Origin of the sequence: Hymenobacter endophyticus (assembly GCF_032464715.1) — a bacterium.
In the GTDB taxonomy this organism is placed as follows: Bacteria; Bacteroidota; Bacteroidia; order Cytophagales; family Hymenobacteraceae; genus Hymenobacter; species Hymenobacter endophyticus.
This window is the reverse complement of sequence record NZ_JAWDJT010000004.1, coordinates 222,114-247,126: the sequence shown is the minus strand read 5'-3', so window position 1 is coordinate 247,126 and position 25,013 is coordinate 222,114. Positions and strand designations below refer to the sequence as shown.

Annotated in this window: 18 protein-coding genes and 1 other RNA gene; 14 read left to right on the top strand and 5 right to left on the bottom strand. The window is 59.1% G+C overall.

The window, feature by feature from the left end:
- Window positions 1-78: 78 nt before the first annotated feature.
- Window positions 79-906, bottom strand: coding sequence for a M12 family metallopeptidase (locus ROI90_RS09160; RefSeq protein ID WP_315998033.1), 828 nt, complete (start codon window positions 904-906; stop codon window positions 79-81).
- 206 nt (window positions 907-1,112) lie between these two features.
- On the opposite strand from ROI90_RS09160, the gene ROI90_RS09155 reads away from it, so the two are divergent.
- Complete coding sequence (locus ROI90_RS09155) at window positions 1,113-1,712, top strand: hypothetical protein (RefSeq protein ID WP_315998032.1); 600 nt, start codon at window positions 1,113-1,115, stop codon at window positions 1,710-1,712.
- A gap of 236 nt (window positions 1,713-1,948) precedes the next feature.
- On the opposite strand, the gene ROI90_RS09150 is transcribed toward ROI90_RS09155, so the two are convergent.
- Window positions 1,949-2,479 carry an REP-associated tyrosine transposase gene (locus ROI90_RS09150; RefSeq protein ID WP_315998031.1) on the bottom strand — a complete coding sequence of 177 codons (531 nt, stop codon included), beginning with the start codon at window positions 2,477-2,479 and terminating at the stop codon, window positions 1,949-1,951.
- Window positions 2,480-3,159: 680 nt separating this feature from the next.
- Here ROI90_RS09150 and ROI90_RS09145 point away from each other — a divergent pair.
- A complete protein-coding gene (locus ROI90_RS09145) occupies window positions 3,160-3,321 on the top strand; it encodes a hypothetical protein (protein WP_315998030.1) in 162 nt (53 codons plus the stop codon).
- A gap of 458 nt (window positions 3,322-3,779) precedes the next feature.
- On the opposite strand, the gene icd is transcribed toward ROI90_RS09145, so the two are convergent.
- From icd to dnaX, 3 genes are all read right to left on the bottom strand, one after another.
- The gene (gene icd, locus ROI90_RS09140) at window positions 3,780-5,042 is read right to left on the bottom strand and encodes an NADP-dependent isocitrate dehydrogenase (RefSeq protein ID WP_315998029.1); all 1,263 of its coding nucleotides are present in this window, start codon (window positions 5,040-5,042) and stop codon (window positions 3,780-3,782) included.
- 201 nt (window positions 5,043-5,243) lie between these two features.
- Entirely contained in the window at window positions 5,244-8,288 is a 3,045-nt protein-coding gene (locus tag ROI90_RS09135; protein ID WP_315998028.1) for a M16 family metallopeptidase, read from the bottom strand.
- A 347-nt stretch (window positions 8,289-8,635) separates the two neighbouring features.
- Window positions 8,636-10,813, bottom strand: coding sequence for a DNA polymerase III subunit gamma/tau (dnaX, locus tag ROI90_RS09130; RefSeq protein WP_315998027.1), 2,178 nt, complete (start codon window positions 10,811-10,813; stop codon window positions 8,636-8,638).
- Window positions 10,814-11,080: 267 nt separating this feature from the next.
- Here dnaX and ROI90_RS09125 point away from each other — a divergent pair, with 267 nt between their 5' ends.
- The 12 genes from ROI90_RS09125 to ROI90_RS09075 all read left to right on the top strand — a co-directional run bounded on the left by ROI90_RS09125 (window position 11,081) and on the right by ROI90_RS09075 (window position 25,011).
- Window positions 11,081-13,258: a prolyl oligopeptidase family serine peptidase gene (locus ROI90_RS09125; RefSeq protein WP_315998026.1), complete on the top strand. Its 2,178-nt coding sequence runs from the start codon at window positions 11,081-11,083 to the stop codon at window positions 13,256-13,258.
- A 123-nt stretch (window positions 13,259-13,381) separates the two neighbouring features.
- Window positions 13,382-13,752: a transfer-messenger RNA gene (gene ssrA, locus ROI90_RS09120) on the top strand.
- 178 nt (window positions 13,753-13,930) lie between these two features.
- Window positions 13,931-15,283 (top strand): sigma-54-dependent transcriptional regulator, encoded by a 1,353-nt coding sequence (locus tag ROI90_RS09115; RefSeq protein WP_315998025.1) that lies wholly within the window; start codon window positions 13,931-13,933, stop codon window positions 15,281-15,283.
- Window positions 15,284-15,423: 140 nt separating this feature from the next.
- The gene (locus ROI90_RS09110; protein ID WP_315998024.1) at window positions 15,424-16,554 is read left to right on the top strand and encodes a TlpA disulfide reductase family protein; all 1,131 of its coding nucleotides are present in this window, start codon (window positions 15,424-15,426) and stop codon (window positions 16,552-16,554) included.
- A 352-nt stretch (window positions 16,555-16,906) separates the two neighbouring features.
- Complete coding sequence (locus tag ROI90_RS09105; protein ID WP_315998023.1) at window positions 16,907-17,260, top strand: DUF7674 family protein; 354 nt, start codon at window positions 16,907-16,909, stop codon at window positions 17,258-17,260.
- A 126-nt stretch (window positions 17,261-17,386) separates the two neighbouring features.
- Window positions 17,387-17,467 carry a K(+)-transporting ATPase subunit F gene (gene kdpF / locus ROI90_RS21180; protein WP_375374049.1) on the top strand — a complete coding sequence of 27 codons (81 nt, stop codon included), beginning with the start codon at window positions 17,387-17,389 and terminating at the stop codon, window positions 17,465-17,467.
- 9 nt (window positions 17,468-17,476) lie between these two features.
- Window positions 17,477-19,177, top strand: coding sequence for a potassium-transporting ATPase subunit KdpA (kdpA, locus tag ROI90_RS09100; protein ID WP_315998022.1), 1,701 nt, complete (start codon window positions 17,477-17,479; stop codon window positions 19,175-19,177).
- Window positions 19,178-19,381: 204 nt separating this feature from the next.
- The gene (kdpB, locus tag ROI90_RS09095; protein WP_315998021.1) at window positions 19,382-21,427 is read left to right on the top strand and encodes a potassium-transporting ATPase subunit KdpB; all 2,046 of its coding nucleotides are present in this window, start codon (window positions 19,382-19,384) and stop codon (window positions 21,425-21,427) included.
- Between the two features lie 197 nt (window positions 21,428-21,624).
- Window positions 21,625-22,185: a K(+)-transporting ATPase subunit C gene (locus tag ROI90_RS09090; protein ID WP_315998020.1), complete on the top strand. Its 561-nt coding sequence runs from the start codon at window positions 21,625-21,627 to the stop codon at window positions 22,183-22,185.
- On the top strand, window positions 22,185-22,319 hold the full coding sequence (locus ROI90_RS09085) for a hypothetical protein (RefSeq protein WP_315998019.1): 135 nt from the start codon (window positions 22,185-22,187) through the stop codon (window positions 22,317-22,319). The genes ROI90_RS09090 and ROI90_RS09085 overlap by 1 nt, the downstream gene beginning before the upstream one ends.
- Window positions 22,320-22,564: 245 nt before the next feature.
- On the top strand, window positions 22,565-23,674 hold the full coding sequence (locus tag ROI90_RS09080) for a porin (protein ID WP_315998018.1): 1,110 nt from the start codon (window positions 22,565-22,567) through the stop codon (window positions 23,672-23,674).
- A gap of 167 nt (window positions 23,675-23,841) precedes the next feature.
- Window positions 23,842-25,011 (top strand): sensor protein KdpD, encoded by a 1,170-nt coding sequence (locus ROI90_RS09075; RefSeq protein ID WP_315998017.1) that lies wholly within the window; start codon window positions 23,842-23,844, stop codon window positions 25,009-25,011.
- Window positions 25,012-25,013 lie beyond the last annotated feature (2 nt).

Genomic DNA, 25,013 nt, shown 5'->3' with positions numbered 1-25,013 from the left:
CGGGCCTTTTTTATGTTGTTATTCAGAAGCCAATCAGGATGACAGACTGATTTCGTTAAGCAGATTTTCTAAACAGCCCTAGTACATGGCGTCAATCCCCGATTTGTCGCCGGCTGAAAGGCCAGTACGCTGGATATTGAAGGTGGAACCGTCCTTTTTGGTGATAGTAGGCTGCCCGTTGCTGGAGAAGGAGAACGAGCCGTACATCATAATGGAGCCAAAATCAAGAGCGCCATAGTCGGTGCCGCTGATGCCTTGGGCGCCGTACTTGGTGAAGTTGTGCTCGTAGCCCGACTGAATGTTCTGGGTGAGGATATTCACGTAGGTGTCCCGGTCGTTGCGGGTTTGCTCGTGGAAGAGGCCCAGCGCGTGCCCGATTTCGTGGATGGTGTTACCCGTGCTGCAGCCCGAGGCCAGGTTGATGTACTGGCGGCCGCCCACCATGCCAATGTTGGAGGAGCAGCCCGAGCCCACCCGGAACGTTACGTAGTTGCTTTGGGTGGTGCGCTGCACAAAGCGCACCGGCGAGTTGGCCTGCCAGTGGGCAATGGCGTCGGTTACCCGGTTCTGACTGGGCAGGTTCGAGTCGATGGTGTAGTAGACGATGGCGGAGGGCCAGCGGCCCGAGGTGCGGCCGGCGCTGGATGGGCGCTGCTGACCCTGACCGGCAGCCGTAGCGGCTTGGCCTGGAGTCAGCAGAATGTCGCCCTCGTACACCTTGTCGCCGTTGATTTCCTGGTAGGTGATGGCCTCCCCACCCCAGGAGCCCACCGTAGTTTGTCCGCTCTGGCCGGGATAGGCTTCTTCGGCTTTAGCGTCCTGGGCCTGCGCCTGCTCACGCTGGGCGGGCTGACTCTCATTGTCCTTGCTGCAACTAGATACTGAAATAGTACCAAATGCAGCCAAAAGGGCGAGAACGGAAAATTGGGTTTTGCGCATGTGGAAAAGGTTTTGGTTGTGGATGAGCTTAGAACGAGCGGCGGAAAAGAAATATTCCCTTTAGGTTTCAACAAAATTTTGGCCTTCCTAGACAATGGTGAGTATCCGGCCTGTTCCTGCGCTCTGGTGCTCACCCACTGGCACCGGGCCAGAGCGCGCCGCACAGCGGGAAGATGGGTGCCCGGCTGGCGGCCGCCGACGCGCTGGAGGCTACCTCCGTGCAAAGTGCCTGGCGCATGGTGTTAACCGAGCGGCTTGCGGGCCTCTACCAGCAACTGCCGCAACTCCTGGATTTCCTGGCCGCCCGGGGGCGGCGCGCCACCCCGCTCACGGTGCCCGCCGACCGGTTCGGGCTGGAGCAGGCCCGCCGCGCCCGCAACAACGACCACGCCGGCCTGGAAGCAGCCCTTAAAACCCTGCTCCAGAACATCGAAGCCAACGCCGCCGCCTTGGCCGCCAAAGGCCAGCAGCCCCAAGACACCCGGCAGCTCCAGGACCTCTACGACGCGCTGGTGGTCGATACCACCAGCCAAGGCAGCCAGATGAGCACCCAGAAAGGCAACACCGAGGAAAACCTGACGGTGCTCAACGCCCTCTACGAGCCTATGACCCACGTCTTCAGCGACGGCAAAGCCCTCTACGGCCGCTCCGACAAAGCCAAAGCCGAGGACTACACCTTCAGCCAGCTGCTAAAGCGCGTCCGCCGCGAACGAAAAGCCGCGCATACTTGCGGCTCGTCGTTGCGCCCGCACTCGCTCGGTTATGCCGAGTGAGGCCTACGCCTGAGGGGCTATGCCCCGAATCCGTCCGCGTCGAATTGTGCCGCCGTGGCAGGCGCGCGCAGCACAGCTGCTTGTGCGTAGGCCTCACTCGGCCCAGCCGAGCGAGTGCGGCGAGTGCGGCGAGTGCGGCGGCGAGAGGTAGGCGGGCAGCCGGCTCGTGTGGTGGAGGCACCGGCCCAGCCGAGCAGGTGCGGCGGTGAGTGCTGGTGATGCCAAGGTACCAGCCGCTAGAGTGGCAGCATCTGCAAGGGGCTGAAGTAGGAGGCACTACTCAGGGGATAATGCTCCGGAGCGGTGACGAGGCCGGCAGCAAAGGGATTGTTATGAATATAGTCTGCTTTCTGTTGTACGACAGCTGGGGTCCAGAGGGCAATCGGGAAGGTGGTCTTTTGCCAGAACATATACTGCTCGTTTTGGCGTTGCGGGCGGGCATAATAGGCGAAGAGGCGCATCATCCATTCCCGGCGGCTCTCGTGTTCGTTTTCGGCAATGGCCTTGAGAAGTTGGCGGGCAGTATGCGCCTTCAGGTCGCGGAGTACGTCGCTGAGGTTGCCTTCTGTGCGGGCGGCAATCAGGTAGATATGACTGCTCATCACCACGTAGGCATAGAGTTCAAGCCCCTTGTGCTGCTGGCAGTACCGGAGGCTGTCGATAATGATTTGGGTGTATTGCGGCCGGATAAATACATCTACCCAACCCACAACGGTCAGGGTCAGGAAAAATAGCCCTCCTGGGTAAGTTTTGCGTAGTTCGGACATAGCGAAAAGATACTATACCCAACGAATATTTGTGGCGCAGTTAACCCGTGCAGTCGCTCGGCTGTGCCGAGTGACAACTATGCCCAAGCAGCTGTGCTGCGCGCGCTTGCTTGTATACTGCGCAGTTTGGCGCAGGCGGATTCGGGGCATAGCCCCTCAGGCGTAGGCCTCACTCGGCACAGCCGAGCGAGTGCGGGGTGCCCTGTTTTTGTGTTTGGGTAGTTTGGCAGTTGGGTATCTACCTTTGAATTATTCGCACGGTAGTCACCCCGCCAACGCGTCGTCTGAAAAGACGAAGCCCCGGCAGGTACGAACTGTCGGGGCTTCAGGAAGTAGGTGAATTGGGCACCCTCAACCTACTTGGAAATGGGTAAACGTGCGAAACAGAAACCAGTTGGCAAAGCCAATTGGTTTCACGTTGCAGTAGAGCTGACGAAAGGGGTAGTTAGCTATTTACTCGTGTCTCCGCAAGATGGTCACGATAAACTTACTTGCTAAATTTGTATTGAATAGATTTTAATTTACTGGTATTGTATGCGATAGATGAATTTTTGGAAAGACAGTAAAAAAATACGTGCGACTTTGTTTTGCCTATAAAATAGAAATCGTCATCTGATGTTAATGTTTCATTCTCGAACTCTACAATTATTTGATTGTAATATCTGAAATGCTTTACCTTCTTGATTTCATTAATTGTTGATAATAAAATTACTATACAAAAATTTATTATCATAGATGTAATTAATAGTGAATCGGTTTTAGAATTTATTTCTAAATTTATAAATATCATTAAAATGATTGCAGGTAAAAATATTGCCAGTAAAGGAATTAAAGCTATGTAGCTAATAAGTTCAAATGTGTATATTTTGGTTCTTTTGAAAAATAATATTATTATAGAAAATACTATTACTGATGCTATAATTAAGAGGGGGAATGATTTGTCTAAAAAATAATAAAGTATACTTGTGATATTGTGATTATCTATGTTTGTTGATAGATAAGGAGTTATTACGAAGTAATATGGAAGTGCTGAAAATAAGCTCACGCATATTGCTATTGCTATATTATCTGCGAATAAAGTGATGATTTCAGATGTTTCTATGTACTCTATGATTGGAATATTGAATGATTTATAATATAAAATAAATTTTGCAAATCCAATCATAAGTAATGCAATTGAAAGCAATCCAATGCTTTCTGCTGATAATATTTGATTCATGTTGCTTTTATTGACAAAACCCCGCGCCAGCCTTACAGCCAACGCGGGGTTTTTGGTGGTCGATTGGTTACTGCCAAGCTACTACATCCGGGCGATAATCTCGTCGCCGAACTCGCTGCATTTTAGGAGGGTGGCGCCTTCCATCAGGCGTTCGAAGTCGTAGGTGACGCGCTTGGCGGCAATGGCGGCTTCGAGGCCTTTGTAGATGAGGTCGGCGGCTTCCTGCCAGCCCAGGTGCTCCAGCATGAGGGCGCCGGAGAGAATAACCGAGCCGGGGTTCACCTTGTCCTGGTTGGCGTACTTGGGCGCGGTGCCGTGGGTAGCCTCAAAAATGGCGTGGCCGGTGAGGTAGTTGATGTTGGCCCCGGGGGCAATGCCGATACCGCCCACAATGGCGGCCAGCGCGTCGGAGATGTAGTCGCCGTTCAGGTTCAGGGTGGCTACCACCGAGTAGTCGGCGGGGCGGAGCAGAATCTGCTGCAGGAAGGCGTCGGCAATGCTGTCCTTGATGAGGATTTTGCCGCCGTCGAGGGCTGCCTTCTGCTGGGCGTCGGCCACTTCCTGGCCCTGCTTGGCCAGCACCTTATCGTACTGGGCCCAGGTGTACACCTTGTCGCCAAACTCCTTTTCGGCCAGCTCGTAGCCCCAGGTTTTGAACGCGCCTTCGGTGAACTTCATGATGTTGCCCTTATGCACGATGGTCACCGAAGGCTTTTTGTGCTCGATGGCGTACTGGATGGCGGCGCGCACGAGGCGCTCGGTGCCTTCCTTGCTCACGGGCTTGATGCCGAACGAGGACGTTTCGGGGAAGCGGATTTTCTTCACGCCCATCTCATCCTGCAGGAATTCCAGCATTTTCTGGGCCTGCGGGGTGCCGTTCATGTACTCGATGCCGGCGTAGATGTCCTCCGTGTTTTCGCGGAAGATGACCATGTCGGTCAGCTCGGGGTGCTTCACGGGGGAGGGTACGCCCTCGAACCAGCGCACAGGGCGCACGCAGGCGTACAGATCCAGCTCCTGACGCAGGGCCACGTTGAGGCTGCGGATACCACCGCCCACGGGCGTGGTCAGGGGGCCTTTGATGCCCACCAGGTAGTCGCGGAAGGCATCCAGGGTTTCGTTGGGCAGCCAGTTATTGAGCTGCTTGAATGCTTTTTCACCGGCCAGTACTTCTTTCCACACCAGCTTGCGCGAGCCGCCGTAGGCTTTCTCTACTGCCGCGTTGAACACGCGCACGGAAGCCGCCCAAATATCCGGACCCGTACCGTCGCCTTCAATGAACGGGATGATGGGTTGATCGGGCACATTCAGCTTGCCGTTCTTGATGGTGATTTTCTCTGCCATTGTTGAAAAGGTACTTAGGTACTATAGGGGTTGTAGTTGGTGGTTCGGAAACGCACAGATGGAACGTCATGCTGAGCGAAGCGGAGCGTAGTCGAAGCATCTCTACCTCGGGCTAACTCAGTCGGGGCAACGAAGCGGTAGAGATGCTTCGACTACGCTCCGCTTCGCTCAGCATGACGTTCTGTTGACGTTCTGGCGTTTCTAATACCCGAAAATCTCTTTCAGGGTAAGTTGCTGGACCTGGCCGTACTTGGCCAGTTCCTTGAAATTGAGGCGGTCTTTGCTGCCGATGACCAGGATGGTCTGGGGCTGGCCTTTCACGCGGGCCTGCTGGAACTTGAGCAAGTCCTGGAAGCTCATGTTGGGCGTCTGCTCGTACACGTCGCGGCGCAGGTCGTAGTCGAGGCCTAGGCGCTTGGCCCGCTCGTAGCTGAAGAGCACGTCCGATTTGGTGATGCGCTCCGTAGCAATGCTGTTGCGGATGGCGTCCTTGGCGATTTGCAGGTTGGCCTCGGCGGCGGGCATGTCGTTGAGCAGGGTGTTCATGCCGGCCATGGCCTCAGGCAGCTTGTCGCTCTGGGTGCCAATGTAGCTGAGGTTGTAGCTGCTGCGGCCGGCCTTATCGGCCGAGGCGAAGCGCGAGGAAGCCGAGTAGGCCAGGGCCTTCGACTCGCGCAGCTCCTGAAACACGATGCTGCCCATGCTGCCCCCGAAATACTCGTTGTAGAGACTGGTGGTGGGCACCAGGCCTTTGTCGTACACGGGGCCTTTGCTCAGGAACAGGATTTCGGCCTGCACCATGTTGTAATCCACCCAGTACACCTTGCGCTCCGTCAGCGGCTGCTCGGCAAAGTCCTTGCTGGCCGGGGCCGGGGTGAGCTTGACGGGTGCGCGGTGGAACTGATTGAGGACATTCGCTACGCCATACGGTAGATGTTCTACTAGATTACTCATGTTTACCCCCGCATGAGTAGTAATCTGAGTTGCACTGTCACCAGCAATCCGCCGCGGCCCGTAGTACAGCACCCGGTGCTGGTAGGTTGGGAGCTTCTGGATGAGGCTGGTGAGCTGGGCGGGCTTCAGGGCTTTCAACTCTTTCTCGCTCAGCTGGCTGGTGAAGGGGTTTTTCGCGCCGTACTTGGCGTAGTTCACCAAGGCCTGATTCAGAATGACACCTTTGTTGAGCTTGGCATCCTGGCGGGCTTTGAGCACGCCGGCCACCATGTTCTGCAAAGCGGCGGCATCGGGTTTGGGCGCGGCCAGCAGGCTCTCGAACAATTGCAGGGCCGGCTCGAAGTTGCTGTCGAGGCCGGAGAGACTCACGAAGGTGCGGTCCTGGCCGCTTTGTACGGCGAAGGAGCAGCCCAGCTTGTAGAACTCCTGCTGGAGCTGGGCGGCGGTGTACTTGCCGGTACCCAGGTACTGCAGGTAGTCGGTGGCGAGGCCTAGTTTGGGGTCGTTGTTCGTGCCCAGGTCGAGCACGTAGTACAGGTTGAAGAGGTTATTTTCCTCGTTGTGGGTGTAGTACACCGGCACGCCCGAAGCCAGCTTGGTTTCCTGAATGTCCTTTTTGTAATCCAGAAATACCGGCTGCAAAGCGGGGGATGACTTGGCCGTTACCTCTTTGTAGAAGTCGGAGGCCACCTCGCGGTTCACGGGCACGGGCGTAATAGCGGGCTTCACCACTTTCACCTTATTGGGGTCCTGGCCGGTACGCTTGTACACCAGGGCGTAGCCGGGGCCGTAGTGCTGGTTGGCCACGCGCATCACCTCTTCCTTGGTGATGGTGCCGAAATCGTCCGTCTGCTTGAGGTAGTCTTTCCAGTCCTCGCGGGCCACGAAGGCGGCCACGAACGCGCCGGCGCGGGCCTCGTTGCTCTCGTAGCTCTTAGTGCGCTGCAGCTGCTCGTTGTTGATGATGGCCGGAATCAGCCACTCCGGGAAGTCGCCCTGCTTTACCTTGTTCAGCTCGGCCAGCAATAGGTCGCGCACCTGCTCCAGCTTCTGGCCCTGGCGGGGCGTGGCGTAGAGGATGTGCGAGGAGTAGTCGTTGTTGATGTCGGTGAACGAGGCGGCGCTCAGCACGGCCTGCTTCTGGTTCAGGTCGAGGTCGATGAGGCCAGCCTGGCCGTTGCTCAGGATTTTATCAATCATGCGCAGCACCAGCGCCTCGCGGGTAGTGGTGCCGGGCAGGCGGAAGCCGAGCATCACGTTTTCGGCGTCGGGGCCCAACACCTGCTTCACGATGGGGGCGGTGATGGGGGCTTCCTGGGCGGGCGTGAAGGCCGGTACGGGCTTACGCTGCAGCTTGCCGAAGTACTGGTCAATTACCCGGATGGTCTGGTCGTAGTCCAGGTCGCCGCTCAGGCACAGGGCCACGTTATTCGGCACGTAGTACTGGCCGAAATACTTCTTGATTTCGGTAATGGACGGGTTTTGCAGGTGGTCGATTGTCCCGATGGTGGTCTGGGTGCCGTACTCGTGCTTCTGGTAGAGGCTGGCGCTCAGGGCCTCGTATTCCTTGCGAAAGTCGGAGTCGAGGCCGCGGTTTTTCTCCTCGTACACGGCCTCCAGCTCGGTGTGAAACAGGCGCGGTACCATCTCGCCAAGGCGCTCGGCCTGCACGGCGGCCCATTTCTCCAGCTGGTTGCTCGGAATGTCTTCCTGGTACACCGTCTGCTCCACCGAGGTGTAGGCGTTGGAGCCCTTGGCCCCAATGGCGCCCATCACCTTGTCGTACTCGTTGGCCACGGCGTACCTGGCCGCCACGCCGGAAATCGAGTCGATCTGGTGGTAGGTGCGCTTGCGGGCGGCGGGGTCGTTGCGCTGGGCGCGGTACTGCTCGTAGAGGGCCTCAATCTTATCCAGCTCCACTTTCTCGGCGGCCCAGTTCTGAGTACCCAGCCGGGAGGTGCCCTTGAACACCATATGCTCCAGGTAGTGGGCCAGGCCGGTGGCGGTGCTGGGGTCGTTTTTGGAGCCGGCGCGCACGGCCAGGTAGGTCTGGATGCGGGGGGCGTCCTTGTAGTCGGAGAGATAAACGGTCAGGCCGTTATCCAAGGTGTAGATGCGGGCCTTGAGCGGGTCGCCTTCTACCGTCTGGTACTTGTACTCCTTGGGCTGGGGGGCAACGCTGGCGGCGGTTTCCGTAACCGGAGTGGTAGTAGCTGCCGGCTTGCTAGTCTGGCACTGGGTAAGACCGAGCGTCGTCAGGGCCGGAACGAGGAGCAGCAGAGGTTTTTTCACGGGGAAGTGGGCGCGGAAAGCAGAGCGGAGAGAGGATAAGGGCCAAAGATAGGGGGCCCCCCTGGGAATAAAAAGCGCAGTTCAGCCCACTCCGGCGTGAAGTGCGGAAAAATGCTTATAGAGGACCACGGATTTCACGGATTTTGTGGACGATTGTTTGTGGCACACGCTCTAGCTTGTGCCGTGCGTGGGACAACCATTCAGGCTAACAATCAAAGAGGCTTACCCGTCGGGGCAAGCCTCTTTGGCTACAATCGGTTTCTGAGCAGGTGTGTCATTCGGCACATGGCACAAGCCAAAGCGTGTGCCACAAACAATCGTCCACAAAATCCGTGAAATCCGTGGTCTTAGTCGGTATCCAGACCCAGGCGCTGTTTCATTTCAACCAGGGCCGGGTACTTCTCCATCAGATATTCCATGCGGTCGGTGGAGGTATAGAGCTTGCGGCCGGTATCTACGCGTTCCACCACTTCCACCTGCACGTTGAGGCGGGGGTAACCGGTTCGGCGGCGTAGCTCACCCAGCAAATCGGCTCGCATCTCGTTGAACTGGTCTTCCTGCACGGGGTTGTCCACGCGCAGTACAATCAGGTGCTGCTCATTGGCCTGCACAGGACGGTTGAGCAGACTGTACTGGCTGGGGCTAATGGCCTTGCGTTCCTCCTTGAGCTCCGCCCACACCCGTTGCAGCACCTCATCATTGATAGCGGGCAGGCCGGTGACGGGTCCGCTGGGCTCCGCATCAACAGCAGCTTTGCCGGCGGCGGCCTGCTGCTCCAACTGGGCCTTCATAGCATTCAGACTGCCTAGGCCGGGCAGCTTATTGCCCAAACCCAGGGGTTTGCCGGTAGGCATACCCGGGCGGGGTGGGGGCAGGGGCGCAGCGGTTATAGCCGCTTGGCCCGGCTCGTGGCCAGCAATGCTGGGCTTCCCGATTTCCACGTGCGGTACCGTATCACGCAACTGGGTAGTAGCCGGCACCTCCGTGGCGGCCTCATCCTCAATGCTGGGCGTATCGTGCAGCTCCTCCACGCCGCTGTCCACTGGCACAATGGGCTCCGGGTCGGCGGGGGCGTGGGCTAGTTGTTCGTTGGTAGTGCCTGGTGCCTGGTGCTTAGTGCTTAGGTCGTTGGGCGTGGGGCTGGCGGCGCGGGCATAAGTGGCCGGGGTTTCGGCGGTACCATCGGCTACCAGGCGGCCATTAGCAGCAGTTGCTGCCGGGGCTACTGGCGCAGCGGGGGCTATGACTGCATTAGGGCTTTTTTTTTTCGCCTCCCCGTTGGGGGTTGGCACGGCCGCGCCGCCCTGCAGGTCGCGGGCAAACTGCACGGCGCTGTTGAGGTAGGCCAGCTTCATGAGCGTAAGCTCCACGTGCAGGCGCTGGTTTTTGGCCTGTTTAAACTCCCGGTCGCAGAGGCTTACCAGGTTAAGGGCCGAGAGCAGGAAAGGTAGGGGAGCTGCCTGGGCCTGCTGCACGTAGCGCGCCCGGATGTTGTCGGATACTTCCAGCAGCTGCACCGTCACGGGGTCCTTGCACACCAGCAGGCCGCGCAGGTGCTCGGCCGCGCCCACCACAAAGTTGTGCAGGTCGAAGCCCTGCTGCATCACCTCATCCAGCAGCAGCAATGTGGCCGATAGGTTTTCGGTCAGCAGGGCGTCAATCAGCCGGAAATAGTACTCGTAGTCCAGAATGTGCAGGTTCTGCACCACGTCCTGGTAGCGCAGGTTCTGGCCCGAGAAGGTCACCATCTGGTCGAACATACTCAAGGCGTCGCGCAGGCCGCCATCGGCCTTCTGGGCCAGCAAGTGCAGGGCGTCGTCCTCGGCCTGAATGTGCTCCTGAGTAGCCACGTAGCGCAGGTGGTTGCGCATGTCATCCACCTTGATGCGGTTGAAGTCGAAAATTTGACACCGCGACAGAATGGTGGGGATAATCTTGTGCCGCTCGGTGGTGGCCAGGATGAAAATGGCGTAGCTCGGCGGCTCCTCCAGCGTTTTCAGAAACGCATTAAAGGCCGCATTCGAGAGCATGTGCACTTCGTCGATGATATACACCTTGAAGCGGCCCTGCTGGGGGGCATAGCGCACCTGCTCCACCAGGCTGCGGATATCCTCCACCGAGTTGTTGGAGGCCGCGTCCAGCTCGTGGACATTGAAGGAGGCGTTTTCCTGGAAGGCCCGGCAGGAGGAGCACTTCCCGCAGGCTTCCAGCTCGAAGGGCGTATTGTCGGGGTCGGCGGCACTTAGCAGCGTGTCGGGCACGATGTCGGGCTGGGCCTGGATCAGCTCCGAAACCGGCCGGCTTTTGCGCACGTGCTCCTCCACAAACTCGCAGTTGATGGTTTTGGCCAGGATACGGGCACAGGTGGTTTTGCCCACACCCCGAGGGCCGCAGAACAGGAAGGCCTGCGCCAAGTGCTGGGAGGCAATGGCATTCTGCAGGGTGGTGGTAACGTGCTGCTGCCCCACCACGCTGCGAAACGTGGCTGGGCGGTACTTGCGGGCCGAAACAACGAAATTTTCCATACGAGCTAGAGGCAAAGATACGCAAAGCACCCGGCGAATCCGCCTTGCAATTGGCTGTCAATTGCGTTATCGGCCCCCGCTAATGCTTTCGGTAAAGCCAGTAAAACGCACCCCATGGCAATAGTTATTTATTATATAAATCGAATAATATTTTGTATTATAGTTTGAATAACGGATACTTGCCCCGTAACGCAACAGTAACCTTGCGGCACGGTAGCGTTGGCCTCTTTTAGGTCCTTTGGGTTTTCCACTTCACGTTGATTTCGGATGAAAACAGCTTTTCTCTTTCTGATGCTGCCAGAGCTGCTGGCTGCTCCGGTAGCCCTGGCCCAAACCACATCCGCCGGGCCACCTGCCACGCCCCAACGTCCCGTTACGGATGTCTACTTCGGCAAAAAAGTGGTGGACAACTACCGCTGGCTGGAAGACGTGAACAGCCCCGAGGTGAAAACCTGTTTTCAGGCTCAGGCCGACTACACCAAGCGCACCCTCGACCAACTGCCGGGCCGGGACAGCCTGATTAAAACCTTTGAGGCCTACGACAAGCTGCTGACCGTGCGCTACGGGCAAGTGAAAAAGCGTGGCTCCCGTTATTTCTACCGCAAAACCCTGCCCTCCGAAACGGTTGGCAAGCTGTACGTACGCGAAGGCAAAACCGGCCCCGAAAAGCTGCTTTTTGACCCCACCGCCTACGACAAAACCAAAACGTACTCCATGACCGCCTACACGCCCAGCCCCGATGGACAGCAGGTGGCCCTGGGCTTGCAGGAAGGCGGCGCCGAGCTGTCGACGGTGCGTGTGCTGAACGTGGCTACCCGCGCGTTTCGGCCTGAGAGTATTTCGGCGGTATTTGGCGGCGACATCAGCTGGCTGCCCGACGGGAGCGGCTTCCTCTACACTCCCAACAACTCCACCGACCCCAAAGACCCCAAAGGCAACCTCGATACCAAGGCCCGCCTGCACCGCCTGGGCACGGCCGTTGCCACTGACCGGGAGCTGTGGTCGAGAGCCAAGAACCCGGACATGGGCATGCGGCCCGACCAGTACCCCATCATGGCCTTCACCAATGACCAGACGCTGGTGTATGGCGTGCTTGCTTCCGTTGACCGCCGCGCGGATGTCTGGCTGACGACCCCCGCCGACCTCGCCAAACCAATCATTGCCTGGAAGCACTTAGTTACTCCCACCGACAGCGTGTACGACTTCGCGAAGCTGGGCAGCAACATATACCTGCATAGTGTGAAGGGTGCGCCCAAAGGCCGGATTCTGGTGACGGATGCTGCCCGCCCCAGTCCCGCCAACGCCACCGTGCTGCTGCCCGAGGGCACCGGCAACATCACCCGCCTGCTCGCCACCAAAGATTACGTGTTCGTGGTGCTCAGCGACGGTATCAACGAAAAAGTGCGGCAGTATGACCCACGCACCCAACAGTGGGCCAACGTGCCCATGCCCGGTACCGGCACCGCCGGTTTGGAGCCCTACAATGCCACCACCAGCAACGAAATCTTTACCTACGTATCCACCTGGAGCCGGCCCGAAACCGTGTACGACTACACCCCCGAAAGCCGAAAAATGGTGGTCAGCCCCTTCGATATGCAGGCCCGCTACCCCGGCACCGACGACCTGGTGGTGGAGGAACTGGAAGTGCCCGGCCACGACGGCGTACTAGTGCCGTTGTCGTTGATATACAAAAAAGGCCTCAGGAAAGATGGCAACGCCGTGTGCTTCATGACCGGCTACGCGGCCTACGGTATATCGGCTACGCCTTATTTCAGCCGCCGCAACCTAGCGCTGCTCAACCAGGGCGTAATTCTGGCCGAAACCCACCCGCGCGGCGGCTCCGAGAAAGGCCAGGCCTGGTACCGGGCCGGCTACCAAACCACCAAGCCCAACACCTGGAAAGACTTTATTTCCTGCGGCGAATACTTGGTGAAGAACAAGTACACCAGCCCCCAGCATCTTATTGGGGAGGGGACCAGCGCAGGCGGCATCCTGATCGGCCGCGCCATCACTGAGCGTCCCGATTTGTTTGCCGCCGCCATCAGCAACGTGAGCTGCTCCAATGCCCTACGCATGGAAAACTCGCCTAACGGCCCCGTAAATACTCCTGAGTTTGGTACTGTGAAAGACTCGGTGCAGTGCATGGGCCTCTATGAGATGGACGCTTTCCAGCACGTGAAGCCCGGTACCAAGTACCCCGCCGTGCTGTGCGTGGGTGGTATGAACGACCCCCGCGTAATTGTGTGGCAGCCCGGCAAGTTTGCGGCGGCTTTGCAAGCGGCCAGTACCTCTGGCAAGCCCGTGCTGCTGCAAGTCAACTACGACAACGGCCACTTCACGGAAGACAAGAAAGTGACCTTCCGCAACTTCGCCAATATGTACGCTTTTGCCCTCTGGCAGGCCGGTCATCCCAATTTTCAGCCAAAAAGCGTAGCCGCGAAGTAGCGCTTCCTGCGCCAGGATTAATCTGATAAGAAGGAACATTTTTGGCCCGTTACAACGTTTTCTGGCTGATGTGCGTACATTCGCACCCCGCTACTTCGGTGGCGGGTTTGTTCTTTCTCAATTGGGGCCGACCGGAATTGACAGCTCGTGCATGTCGCGAGTAAGCGTGTCGGGAGTTGGATGAATCTCCCGTAAAAAAAAGCCGTCCGAACAATAACTGGCGAGTATAGCTACGCCATGGCTGCCTAGTTTAGAACTACGCACTGCCATCGTCCCGCACCCGTATTCCTTCTCACGGGTGAGTTCGGGGCGTCGTAAGAGTTAGGATAGTGCAGGTGGCGCTGTGACGCCTGCGCGAAACTCAAACAGATAAGGGGAAATCAAGGGCCTGATGTGCGCCTGGTTTCCTTCGAAAATCCAAGCATAGATACACACGTAGAAAGCTCGACGCCTTCCTTGTCTGGACCAGGGTTCGAATCCCTGCGGCTCCACTCTGTTTTAGAAAGGAGATAATAGAAGTAAGAACTTAGACTTCTGTTTTTCTCAGTTTCTAAACTATTGAAACCCGATTTAGCGCTGCTGAGTCGGGTTTTTTTGTGAACTAGCACGTCTGTCATTCCTCGCGCAGCTCAAAATGGCCGCCAGCCCGATATAGCCCAACCTACCCCACTCATGCTTGCCGGAACTCTGCTGCTCATCGATGACGAAACTGCCCTGCGCCAGTTGCTGGCCCGGGTGCTGGAACTGGAGGACTATACCGTGCTGCAAGCCCCCGATGCCCGCCGCGGCCTGGAACTGCTGCGCCAGCACGCGGAAGAGGTGCTGGTCGTGCTGTCGGATGTGAAATTACCCGATGGTTACGGCCTCGACCTGCTACCCCGCTACAAACAAGCCGCGCCACTGGCCGAAGTGATTCTGATGACTGCCTACGGTACCATTCCCGACGGCGTGCGGGCCATGAAAGAAGGCGCTTTTGACTACCTGACCAAAGGCGACTCCGACGACCAGCTGGTGGTGGTGGTAAGCAGAGCTGCTGAGAAGGCGCGGCTGCAACGTCGGGTGGCTGATTTGGAGAAAAAGGTAGGCGCCCAATACAGCTTTGACAGTATGATTGGCCGCTCTCCGGCGCTGCTGCAGGCCAAGAAGCTGGCTGAGCGTGCGGCCCCCACCGACAGCACCGTGCTGCTGGAAGGCCCCACCGGGGCGGGCAAGGAGCTGTTTGCTCAGGCCATTCACCAGGCCAGCCCGCGCCGCAACAAGCCGTTTGTGGCCGTGAACTGCTCGGCTTTCCCGAAGGATTTGCTGGAATCGGAGCTGTTTGGCTACCGGAAGGGGGCATTTACGGGCGCTCTGACGGATAAGAAAGGGTTGCTGGAGGAAGCTAACGGCGGCACCTTGTTTCTGGACGAAATCGGGGAGTTGGAGCTGAATGTGCAGGCTAAGTTCCTGCGGGTGCTCGAAACCCAGCAGTTTACCAAGCTCGGCGACACCCGGCCCACCAGCGTGAACGTGCGCATTGTGGCGGCCACCAACCGCAACCTAAAGCAGGAAGCTGAGGCCGGGCACTTTCGCCCCGATTTGTACTACCGCCTGGCCGTGTTTACGGTGCCGGTGCCGGGCCTGAACGAGCGGCGCGAGGATGTGCCCCTGCTGGCCGACTACTTCCTGCAGTTCTTCGCGGGCAAGCTGCGCCGCCGCCTGCGTGGGCTGGAACCTGAAGTGCTGGAGCAGCTGCGCCGCCACGATTGGCGCGGCAACGTGCGGGAACTGAAAAACGTGCTGGAGCGCGCCGCCATTCTCGCCGACGGCGACACGCTCACCACCGACGACCTGCCCGCTGACTTCCACTACTTTACGGCCGCCCCCACCGCTGATGAAGTAGCCGACAGAAGCCTGCGCACCCTGGAAAAGCGCCAGATTTGGAAGGTGCTCCACGACGCCGGCGGCAACAAAATGGAAGCCGCCCGCCAGCTCGGTATCGGCACCAAAACGCTCTACCGCAAAATTCAGGAGTACGGGCTGTAATATCAGCAGAATGAAGCGCAGCGGATAAATATATATACGACTATATACCAGTTAGCCAGATGCTGCCGTTATTTCTGTAGCTTGACTTTGGTGTTTTGTAGTCCGTTTATTCTTTAGTGCGCCCACCTTACCTACCTCGTATGAAAAAGTGTTTACTAGGCTTCCTATTGGTTGCTCCCTGGCTGGCCAATGCCCAAACGGCAATGCCTTTTACCATCAAAGGCAAACTGGGTCAATTAAACCCACCGGCTAAGGTATATCTGCTGCGCGGAATGACGGTTACTGATTCTGCCACGCTTAAAAACGGCACCTTCGAGCTGAAAGGCACCGCCGAAGCGCCGGCTATGGCCACACTTGTTTTGCGGCGTACTGGTCGGATGGGGAGCTTGCGTGGACAAGAGCTGGACCGGGCTAACTTATACTTGGAGCCTAGTACTGTTGCCGTGACCAGCCCCGATTCATTGGCACATGCCACTATTGTCGGGGGGGGCTTGAATAAAGACTACGGGCGACTGAAAACTGCATTAGCCCCTGTTATAGCCCAAATTCAGGCTTACGGAGCTGAACTACAAACCGCTACGGAGCAACAGCGCCAAGACCCGACTTTTGGAGAAAAGATTCAAGCTCGGTTTGCCGAATTCAACAAGCAATTTGCCGCCGCTAACTACGCTTTCGTCAAGGCGAACCCTAACTCACAGGTCAGCTTGGATGCACTGCTGGATGTACAGGGCCGGGACCTTCCGCAATACGCTACCGTAGGCCCACTGTACGAGGCCCTAAGCCCAGCGCTTAAAAATACTCCCCAGGGCCAGGAGTACGGAAAAATGGTTAAAGGCCTAAAAACGGTGGCTATAGGCGCGCAAGCGCCTGAATTCAGCCAGCAGACGCCCGATGGTAAAACCGTGGCGTTGCGCGACTACCGGGGCAAGTACGTGCTGGTGGATTTCTGGGCGTCTTGGTGCGGCCCCTGCCGCCAGGAAAACCCTAACGTGGCCAAAGCCTACGCCGCCTACAAAAGCCGCAACTTTGAAGTGCTCGGCGTATCCCTTGATGGCGAGAAGGACCGCGCCAAGTGGGTAAAGGCTATTGCCGACGACCAGTTAACCTGGACACAGGTATCGGACCTGCGCGGCTGGGAAAATGCCGCTGCCCGCAGCTATGCCGTGACCGGCATTCCGCAGAACTACCTGATTGACCCCACCGGTAAAATCATTGCCGCCAACCTGAAAGGCGCGGACCTGCAGGCCACCTTGGCGAAATACATCAAATAAATGCCATTCACATCTCAGGGCTGAAGCCTTGGAATAAAAACCAGTATTCAATCAAACCGGGTTATTCTGACCAACGCACCGGGTCAGAATGACCCGGTTTTTTTGTGTCCGGTATGTTGGGTGGGAGAGAGGTGAAAATATTTAGAGCTGATAATCAGATTGATGTGGTGGAAATTGTGAATGGCGGCCGGATGTGGGCCTGGATTGGTAATGAGCCACCCGAGCCTTTCGTCGATTCGGCAAACGAGCCGAACCGAGGCCGGCCCTGAGTAGACTGACAACCAACTCAGGGCCCAGCCCCGGCGCCGCAGACTCATTCACGGACCAGTTCCACTTCTTTTCATCGTTTCCGATGACTTCTTCCACCGAAACTGCCTCACTACTGTTGGAAAGCTTCCCGGAGTTAGGCGCCGAGTTACAAGTACCCGCTACTCGCCAGAGTATTTACCGGCAGCTGAGCTGCTTTGCCACCTTCACCCGCGAGGCTGCCGAGGGCGGCCACCTGGCCCTGCTCAAGCGCTGCTTTGAGGTGGCCGACTGCCTGCTGCGGCAGGGCGACGCCTACCTGGCCCGCGCCATCGAGAATGTGTATCTGCACTGCCTGCACCTGGATGGCAGCACCTACGGCAACCAGCTGGCTCGCCAGCTCATGCCCGCCCGCTTGTACCAGACCTACCAGTATCCGCACACCACCATGCTGCCCTAAGGGGCACGCCTTCTCACTATGCCTGCACTTCTGATGATTCCGCTGCTCACGGCCGCTGGCCTGGCCGGCTTCTGGCTCTTCTATAAGTCCGTCGATTTTTTCGACCAGATCTAACCCCGCCGCGCCATGATGGTCACCCTGTTTGTCCTCTCCCTCGCCACGTTCGGCTACCTCTGCTACGTGCTGCTGCGCCCGGAGAAATTCTAACCTACTTCCATGAATAACGAACTACTCAGCATCGGCGGGATTTACCTGGTTACGCTGGTGCTGGCCCTGCCGCTGGGCGCTTACCTGGCCCGCGTGTTTCGGGGCGAAAAAAACCTGCTCGACTTTATGCGGCCGGTGGAAAATGGCATTTTCCGGCTCTCCGGCATTGATGCCCGCCGCGAAATGAGCTGGCAGCAACACCTGGTGGCGCTGCTCACCATCAACTTGGTGTGGTTCCTGCTGGCTATGCTGGTGCTGTGCACCCAGGGCAGCCTGCCGCTCAACCCCGACGGCAACCCCAGCATGTCGCCCGATCTGGCCTTCAACACGGCCATCTCCTTTCTGGTGAACTGCAACCTGCAGCACTACTCCGGTGAGTCGGGTCTGAGCTACCTGTCCCAGATTGTCGTCATCACCTTTCTGCAATTTGTAACGGCCGCTACCGGCATTGCGGCGGCGGTGGTGGTGTTCAATGCCCTGCAAACCCGCACTACCGAGAAGCTGGGCAGCTTCTACGAGCACTTCGTGAAGAGCCTCACGCGCCTGTTGCTGCCCGGTGCCCTGCTCATTGCCCTCATCCTGGCCTTCAACGGCACGCCCATGACCCTGCAGGGCAAGCAGCAGCTGGTTACGCTGCAGGGCGACTCGGTAGCGGTGAGTCGGGGGCCGGTGGCGGCTATGGTGGCCATCAAGGAGCTGGGTACCAACGGGGGCGGGTTTTTTGGGGCTAACTCGGCTCATCCGCTCGAAAACCCCAACTTCCTCACCAACGCCGTCGAGAATATTGCGCTGTGCGTCATTCCCATTGCCATGGTGTTTGCGCTGGGCTTCTACCTGAAGCGCCGCAAGCTGGCCTACATGATTTTCGGGGTGATGACCGTGGGCTTCGTGGCCCTGCTGGCCCCCACGGTGTACTACGAGCTGCACGGCAACCCCGCCATTGCCAGCATGGGCGTGAACCAAGCCCTGGGCGCTATGGAAGGCAAGGAAATCCGCTTTGGCGCGGCGGCTTCGGCCTACTGGAGCATCACCAACACCATCATCAGCTGCGGCTCCGTCAACTCCATGCACGACTCGTTTATGCCCATTTCGGGGATGAGCCAACTGCTGGGCATGATGACCAATGCCTTCTACGGCGGCTGCGGGGTGGGTTTGCTCAACTTCTTCGCTTACCTCATTATTGCCGTGTTCATTGCCGGCCTGATGGTGGGCCGCACGCCCGAGCTGCTGGGCAAGAAGATTGAGGCCCGGGAAATGAAAATTGCCATCCTCGTGACGCTACTGCACCCGCTCCTTATTCTGGCGGGCACGGCCCTGGCGGCCCACACCTACACCGGCAACCCCACCGAGTACGCTGGATGGCTGGCCAACCCCGGCTACCACGGCTTCTCCGAAATGCTCTATGAGTTCACCTCATCCTCGGCCAACAACGGCTCCGGCTTCGAGGGCCTCGGCGACAACACGCCGTTCTGGAACATTGCCACCGGCGTGGTGCTGCTGCTGTCCCGCTTCCTGCCCATCATCGGCCCGGTAGCCATTGCCGGCCTGCTGGCCCGCAAGAAGTACGTGCCCGAAAGCGCCGGCACCCTGCCCGCCGACACGGCCACCTTCGGGGTGATGGTGCTGGCCGTCATCGTCATCATTGCCGCCCTGGCCTTCTTCCCCGCCCTGGCCCTGGGCCCCCTGGCCGAGCATTTCTCGCTGTACTAAGCAGCACGAAAACTCCCCTCCTCAGATGAGGAGGGGACGCGGCGGCGCAGCCGACGCTGGGGTGGTTGACCCGCGTGCTGATGTTGTTTGGTCGAACAGTCTATCAGCCAATTAAAAACAACATCAGCAACGAGTGAACCACCCCGCCCTTCGGGCACCCCTCCTTGAAAAAAGGAGGGGAACCATATAGCCTCTTCTACTCTCATGTCAACTAAATCTCAATCTCTCTTTCAACCCGCGCTGGTGTCGGAGGCCGTGAAACAGGCTTTCGTGAAGCTCGACCCGCGCATCATGTTCCGCAACCCGGTGATGTTCACCGTGGAAATCGGGACGGTGGTGATGCTGCTCGTGACGCTGGGGCTGCTGGTGAAGCCGGATGCCGCCCAGGGCTCCTTCGGATACAACTTCACCGTGTTTGTGGTGCTGTTTCTGACGCTGCTGTTTGCCAATTTCGCCGAGGCCATTGCCGAAGCCCGCGGCAAGGCCCAGGCCGAAAGCCTGCGCAAAACCCGCGAGGAAACGCCCGCCCGCGTCCTCGATGCCGACGGCCGCGAGTCCTCGGTTTCTTCCTCCCAGCTCCAGAAAGGTCAGATTTTCCTGGTGGAAGCCGGCGAAATCATTCCTACGGATGGGGAAATTATCGAGGGCCTGGCGACCATTGATGAGTCGGCCATTACGGGCGAGTCGGCCCCGGTGATACGGGAGGCTGGTGGCGACAAATCCAGCGTAACGGGCGGGACCAAGGTGCTGTCGGACCGCATTAAGGTGGTGGTGACGACGGCCCCCGGCGAGTCGTTTCTGGACAAGATGATTGCCCTAGTGGAAGGCGCGTCGCGGCAGAAAACGCCCAACGAAATTGCCCTCACTATTCTGCTGGCGGGTTTCACGCTGGTGTTCGTCATTGTGTGCGTTACGCTGGCCCCGTTTGCCGATTTCGCTAAGACGCCCATTGCCATTTCGGCCTTCATTGCCCTGTTTGTGTGCCTGATTCCGACCACCATCGGCGGGCTGCTGTCGGCCATCGGCATTGCGGGCATGGACCGCGCCCTGCGCGCCAACGTCATCACCAAAAGCGGCAAAGCCGTGGAAACGGCCGGCGACATCGACGTGCTGCTGCTCGACAAAACCGGCACCATCACCATCGGCAACCGCAAAGCCACCCACTTCTGGCCCGCGCCCGGCGTAGATGAGCACACGTTTATTGAGTTTGCCACCGTTTCCTCGCTCACCGACGAAACGCCCGAGGGCAAGAGCATTGTGGAGCTGGCCCGCGAAAAGCAGGTGGATCCGCAGCAACTGCAAAGTCGGTTGGTAGGGGCGGAGTTGATCAAGTTTACGGCCGAAACCCGCAGCTCCGGCGTCACGCTCCAGGATGGCACCCGCATCCGCAAGGGCGCCTCCGATGCCATCCGCCAGCTCGCCAACAAAGCCAACCAGCCCTACCCGCAGGAAGTCACGCAGCGCACCGACGCGGTAGCCGGTAACGGCGGTACTCCGCTGGTGGTGAGCCACAACGACCGGGTGCTGGGCGTGGTGGAGCTGCAGGATATCATCAAGCCCGGCATCCAGGAGCGGTTTGAGCGCCTGCGCAAAATGGGCATCAAAACCGTCATGGTAACCGGCGACAACCCGCTCACGGCCAAATTCATTGCCGAAAAAGCCGGCGTGGACGACTTCATTGCCGAAGCCAAGCCCGAGGACAAGATGACCTACATCCGCCGCGAGCAGCAGCAGGGCAAGCTGGTGGCCATGATGGGCGACGGCACCAACGACGCCCCCGCCCTGGCCCAGGCCGACGTGGGAGTGGCCATGAACTCGGGCACCCAGGCCGCCAAGGAAGCCGGCAACATGGTGGACCTCGACAACGACCCCACCAAGCTCATCGAAGTGGTGGAAATCGGGAAGCAGCTGTTGATGACGCGCGGCACGCTCACCACGTTTTCGATTGCCAACGACGTAGCCAAGTACTTCGCCATTGTGCCCGCCTTGTTCATGGTGGCCATTCCGGCCCTGGGCGCGCTCAACATCATGAGCCTGAAGTCGCCGCAGTCGGCCATTCTTTCCGCCGTGATTTTCAACGCCATTATCATTCCGCTGCTGGTGCCGCTGGCGCTACGCGGGGTGGCCTACAAGCCTATCGGTGCCTCGGCGCTGCTACGCCGCAACCTGCTGGTGTACGGCCTGGGCGGCGTGATTGTGCCCTTCATCGGCATCAAGGTGATTGACTTGGTGGTGGGGCTGTTTTTGTAGAAATCAGCACGAAAACTCCCCTCCTTGGAAAGGAGGGGACGCCGTGCCGAAGGCGCGGCTGGGGTGGTTGATCCGCGTGCTGATGTTGTTTACCAGAACGACCTGACCCCGAATCGTTCAACGAATCAACCACCCCTAGCCCCTCCTTTCCAAGGAGGGGAACTAGCTCTAGTCTTAGCTTTTTAGCTCTCTTTTCCATGAAACAGAACCTACTTCCCGCATTCCGCCTGACCCTTGTACTGCTGGTGGTATGCTGCCTGATTTACCCCGCGCTGGTGTGGGCCGGCGCCCAACTGACCCCGAACGGCGGCCAGGGCGAAACCGTCAGCCACAACGGCCGCGTGGTGGGCTACGACAACGTGGGCCAGAAATTCACCCGCCCCGAGTACTTCCAGGGCCGCCCCTCGGCCGTGGACTACAACGCCGCCGGCTCGGCCGGCTCCAACAAAGGCCCCAGTAACCCCGAGTATCTAGCCACCGTGCAGGCCCGCCTCGATACGTTTCTGGTGCAGAACCCTGGTGTAACCAAAGCCCAGGTACCGGCCGAGCTGCTCACCGCTTCCGGCTCCGGCCTCGACCCCCACCTCTCGCCGGCCGCCGCCACCGTACAAGTGGCCCGTGTGGCCCAGGCGCGTAACCTGGAGGCTGCCAAGGTGCAAGCCTTAGTAGTCCAGCACACCCAACGCAGCGCCTTCGGCCCTGATCGGGTAAACGTGTTGCGCCTGAACGTGGCCCTCGACGCCCTGCAGAACCGCTAATGGTGACGCATCCTCATCGGGCCCAGGTCCATTGGCGGCTGCGGGCCCACCGGCACCGGAGCCGCCGCTTCCGGCCGGGATACACCTTCCTGGCATTGGCGCTGCTGTGGCTGCTGCTGCAACTGGTAGCCTGAGGCAGTAGCGCGAACTTTGTAGTTCGCGCCTCCGCGCCGCTGCAACGATTGTCGTTCTGGGGCGCGAACTACAAAGTTCGCGCTACTGCCTCCCGGCCCGATTTCGTTGCTTTACATCCTCAATTCCGTATTACTTCCCCGCCACCCGCCTGATCAAAAAACGTCAGGCTCCCTCTCTCCCCGAGGCTTCGCGCATCAAGCGAAACGGGGGCGGGGGGTGAGGTTCTCGGCATTCTTTCTCTCCCATGAAACCACTGTTTCTACTCGCAACTGCTGCGCTGCTTACGGCTTCGGCTGCATCGGCCCAAACTACGCCTGACTCCACTGCGGCCCCGGTGGCTCCGGCCAATCCGCTGACTACCTACGGCTTCGTGGATGGCTACTACGGCTATGATTTCAAGCACGCGGCCACCAACCAGCGCCCCGGCTTCCTGTACTCGCACAACCGCCAAAACGAGTTTACGGTGAACAATGCCGTCATCGGTCTGCGCTACGACAACGGGCAGGTGCGCGGGGCCCTAGGCCTGCACGCGGGCACCTACGTATCGGCCAACTACGCGGCCGAAGATCAGGTGCTCAAGCACCTTTACGAAGCCTACGCGGGCTTCCGGCCCTTTAAGAAAGCGTGGCTCGACGTGGGTATTTTCGGCTCGCACATTGGGTTTGAGTCGGCCCTGAGCAAGGACAATTGGACGCTGACCCGCTCCCTGATGGCCGAAAACTCGCCCTACTACGAAGCCGGGGCGCGGCTGACCTACGAGGTGAGCCCCAAGCTGACGCTGACCGGGCTGGTGCTCAACGGCTGGCAGAACATCCGCGAAAACAATCAGGCCAAGGCCCTGGGCACCCAGATTCAGTGGAAGCCCACCGACAAGCTGCTCATCAACAGCAGCACCTTCTACGGCAACGAGCAGCCCCAGGACTCGGTGCGTCGCCGCCGCTACTTCCACGATTTCTACGTGAGCTACGCCGCTACCGACCGCCTCAGCCTGGCCCTGGTGTTCGACGTGGGCAAGCAGGAAAGTGAGCAGCGCGGCGGCAAGGCTGATACCTGGCACACCGGCGCGGCCTTTGTGCGCTACAAGCTGGCCGATAAGTGGACCGCCGCCGCCCGCGCCGAGTACTACAACGCCGACCGGGGCATTATTATCAGCTCCATTTCGCCGGTGGCTGCAGCTGCCGACTTCAAAGTGCAGGCCGCTTCCCTCAACCTCGACTACGCGCCCACCTCCAACGTGACGTTCCGGGTAGAAGGCCGCACCTTCCACGGCCGCCAGCCCTTCCTCTCGGACCGCAACGGCAACCCCACCCGCAACTACGGCAACCTCACTAGTAGCATCGCGCTGGCGTTTTAGCGCCGTTTGCCTCACCCCCTAGCCCCCTCTCCTGCAGAGAGGGGGAACTAGCTCTAACTTTCTAGTCTACATCTTTTCGCCAAGCACACTTCCTGAATTAGCGCTAAAAGCTAGCAGCTAGTCCCCCCTCTCTGCAGGAGAGGGGGCTAGGGGGTGAGGCAACTACCATGAACGACATCGACGACCAACAGCGCGACCAATCGGCAGAGCGGTTTCTGCGGCTGGTGCAGCAGCGGCGGCGCGGGCGGCTGAAGGTGTACCTGGGGCTGGCGGCCGGCGTGGGCAAAACCTATCGGTTGCTGCAGGAAGCCCACGAGTTGCGCGCCCACGGCGTGGATGTGGTGCTGGGCTACGTGGAAACCCACGGCCGCTCTGGCACCGTGGCCCAGCTGCGCGACCTGCCCACCGTACCGCGCAAGCACATATTCTACAAGGGACGCATGCTGGAGGAAATGGATGTGCAGGGCATTCTGCAGCGCCGGCCCTCGGTGGTGGTGGTGGATGAGTTGGCCCACACCAACGTGCCCGGCTCCGAAAACGAAAAGCGCTGGCAGGACGTAGAGCAGCTGGTGCGGGCTGGTATTTCGGTCATCACGGCCGTGAATATTCAACATCTGGAAAGCCTCCACGACCAGGTGCAGCGCATCACGGGTACCGATGTAACGGAACGGGTGCCCGACCAGGTGCTGAAGCTGGCCGATGAGGTGGTGAATGTGGACCTGACGGTACCGGAGTTGCGGGCTCGGCTGGAGGAAGGTAAGATCTACGACGCGGCCAAAGTGCCCACGGCGCTGGCCAACTTCTTTCAGGCCGAAAACCTGCTGCAGCTGCGCCAGTTAGCCGTGCGCGAAACCGCCAACCTCATCAGCCGCCAGATTGAAACTGATGGGGGAGGGGCCGCGCCCGTAACGCCGGAGCGCCGCAACCAGGACCGGCTGCTGGCCTGCATCAACGCCAATGCTCCCGCCGCCCGCGAAATCATCCGCAAAACCAGCCGCCTCGCCGACCGACTCTCGGCCGCCGGGTGGGCCGTGCTCTACGTGCAGACGCCCCGCGAATCGGCCGACCGGATCAACCTGGCTACTCAGCGCCACCTGCTCAACAACCTGCAGCTCACCACCGAGCTGGGCGGCCAGATTCTGCGCGTAAAAGCCGACGATATTGTGGCGGAAGTTCTGCGCATCACCCAGGAAAAGGGCGTCACGTTGCTGATTTGCGGGGTAACCGGTGAGAAAAGCTGGTGGCAGCGCCTGCTGCGCCCCGGCGTCACGCGCCGTCTCATCCGCGCCGTAGCCCGCTCCCCGCTGGACGTGGACGTGTTTTTAGTGAGTTACTGATG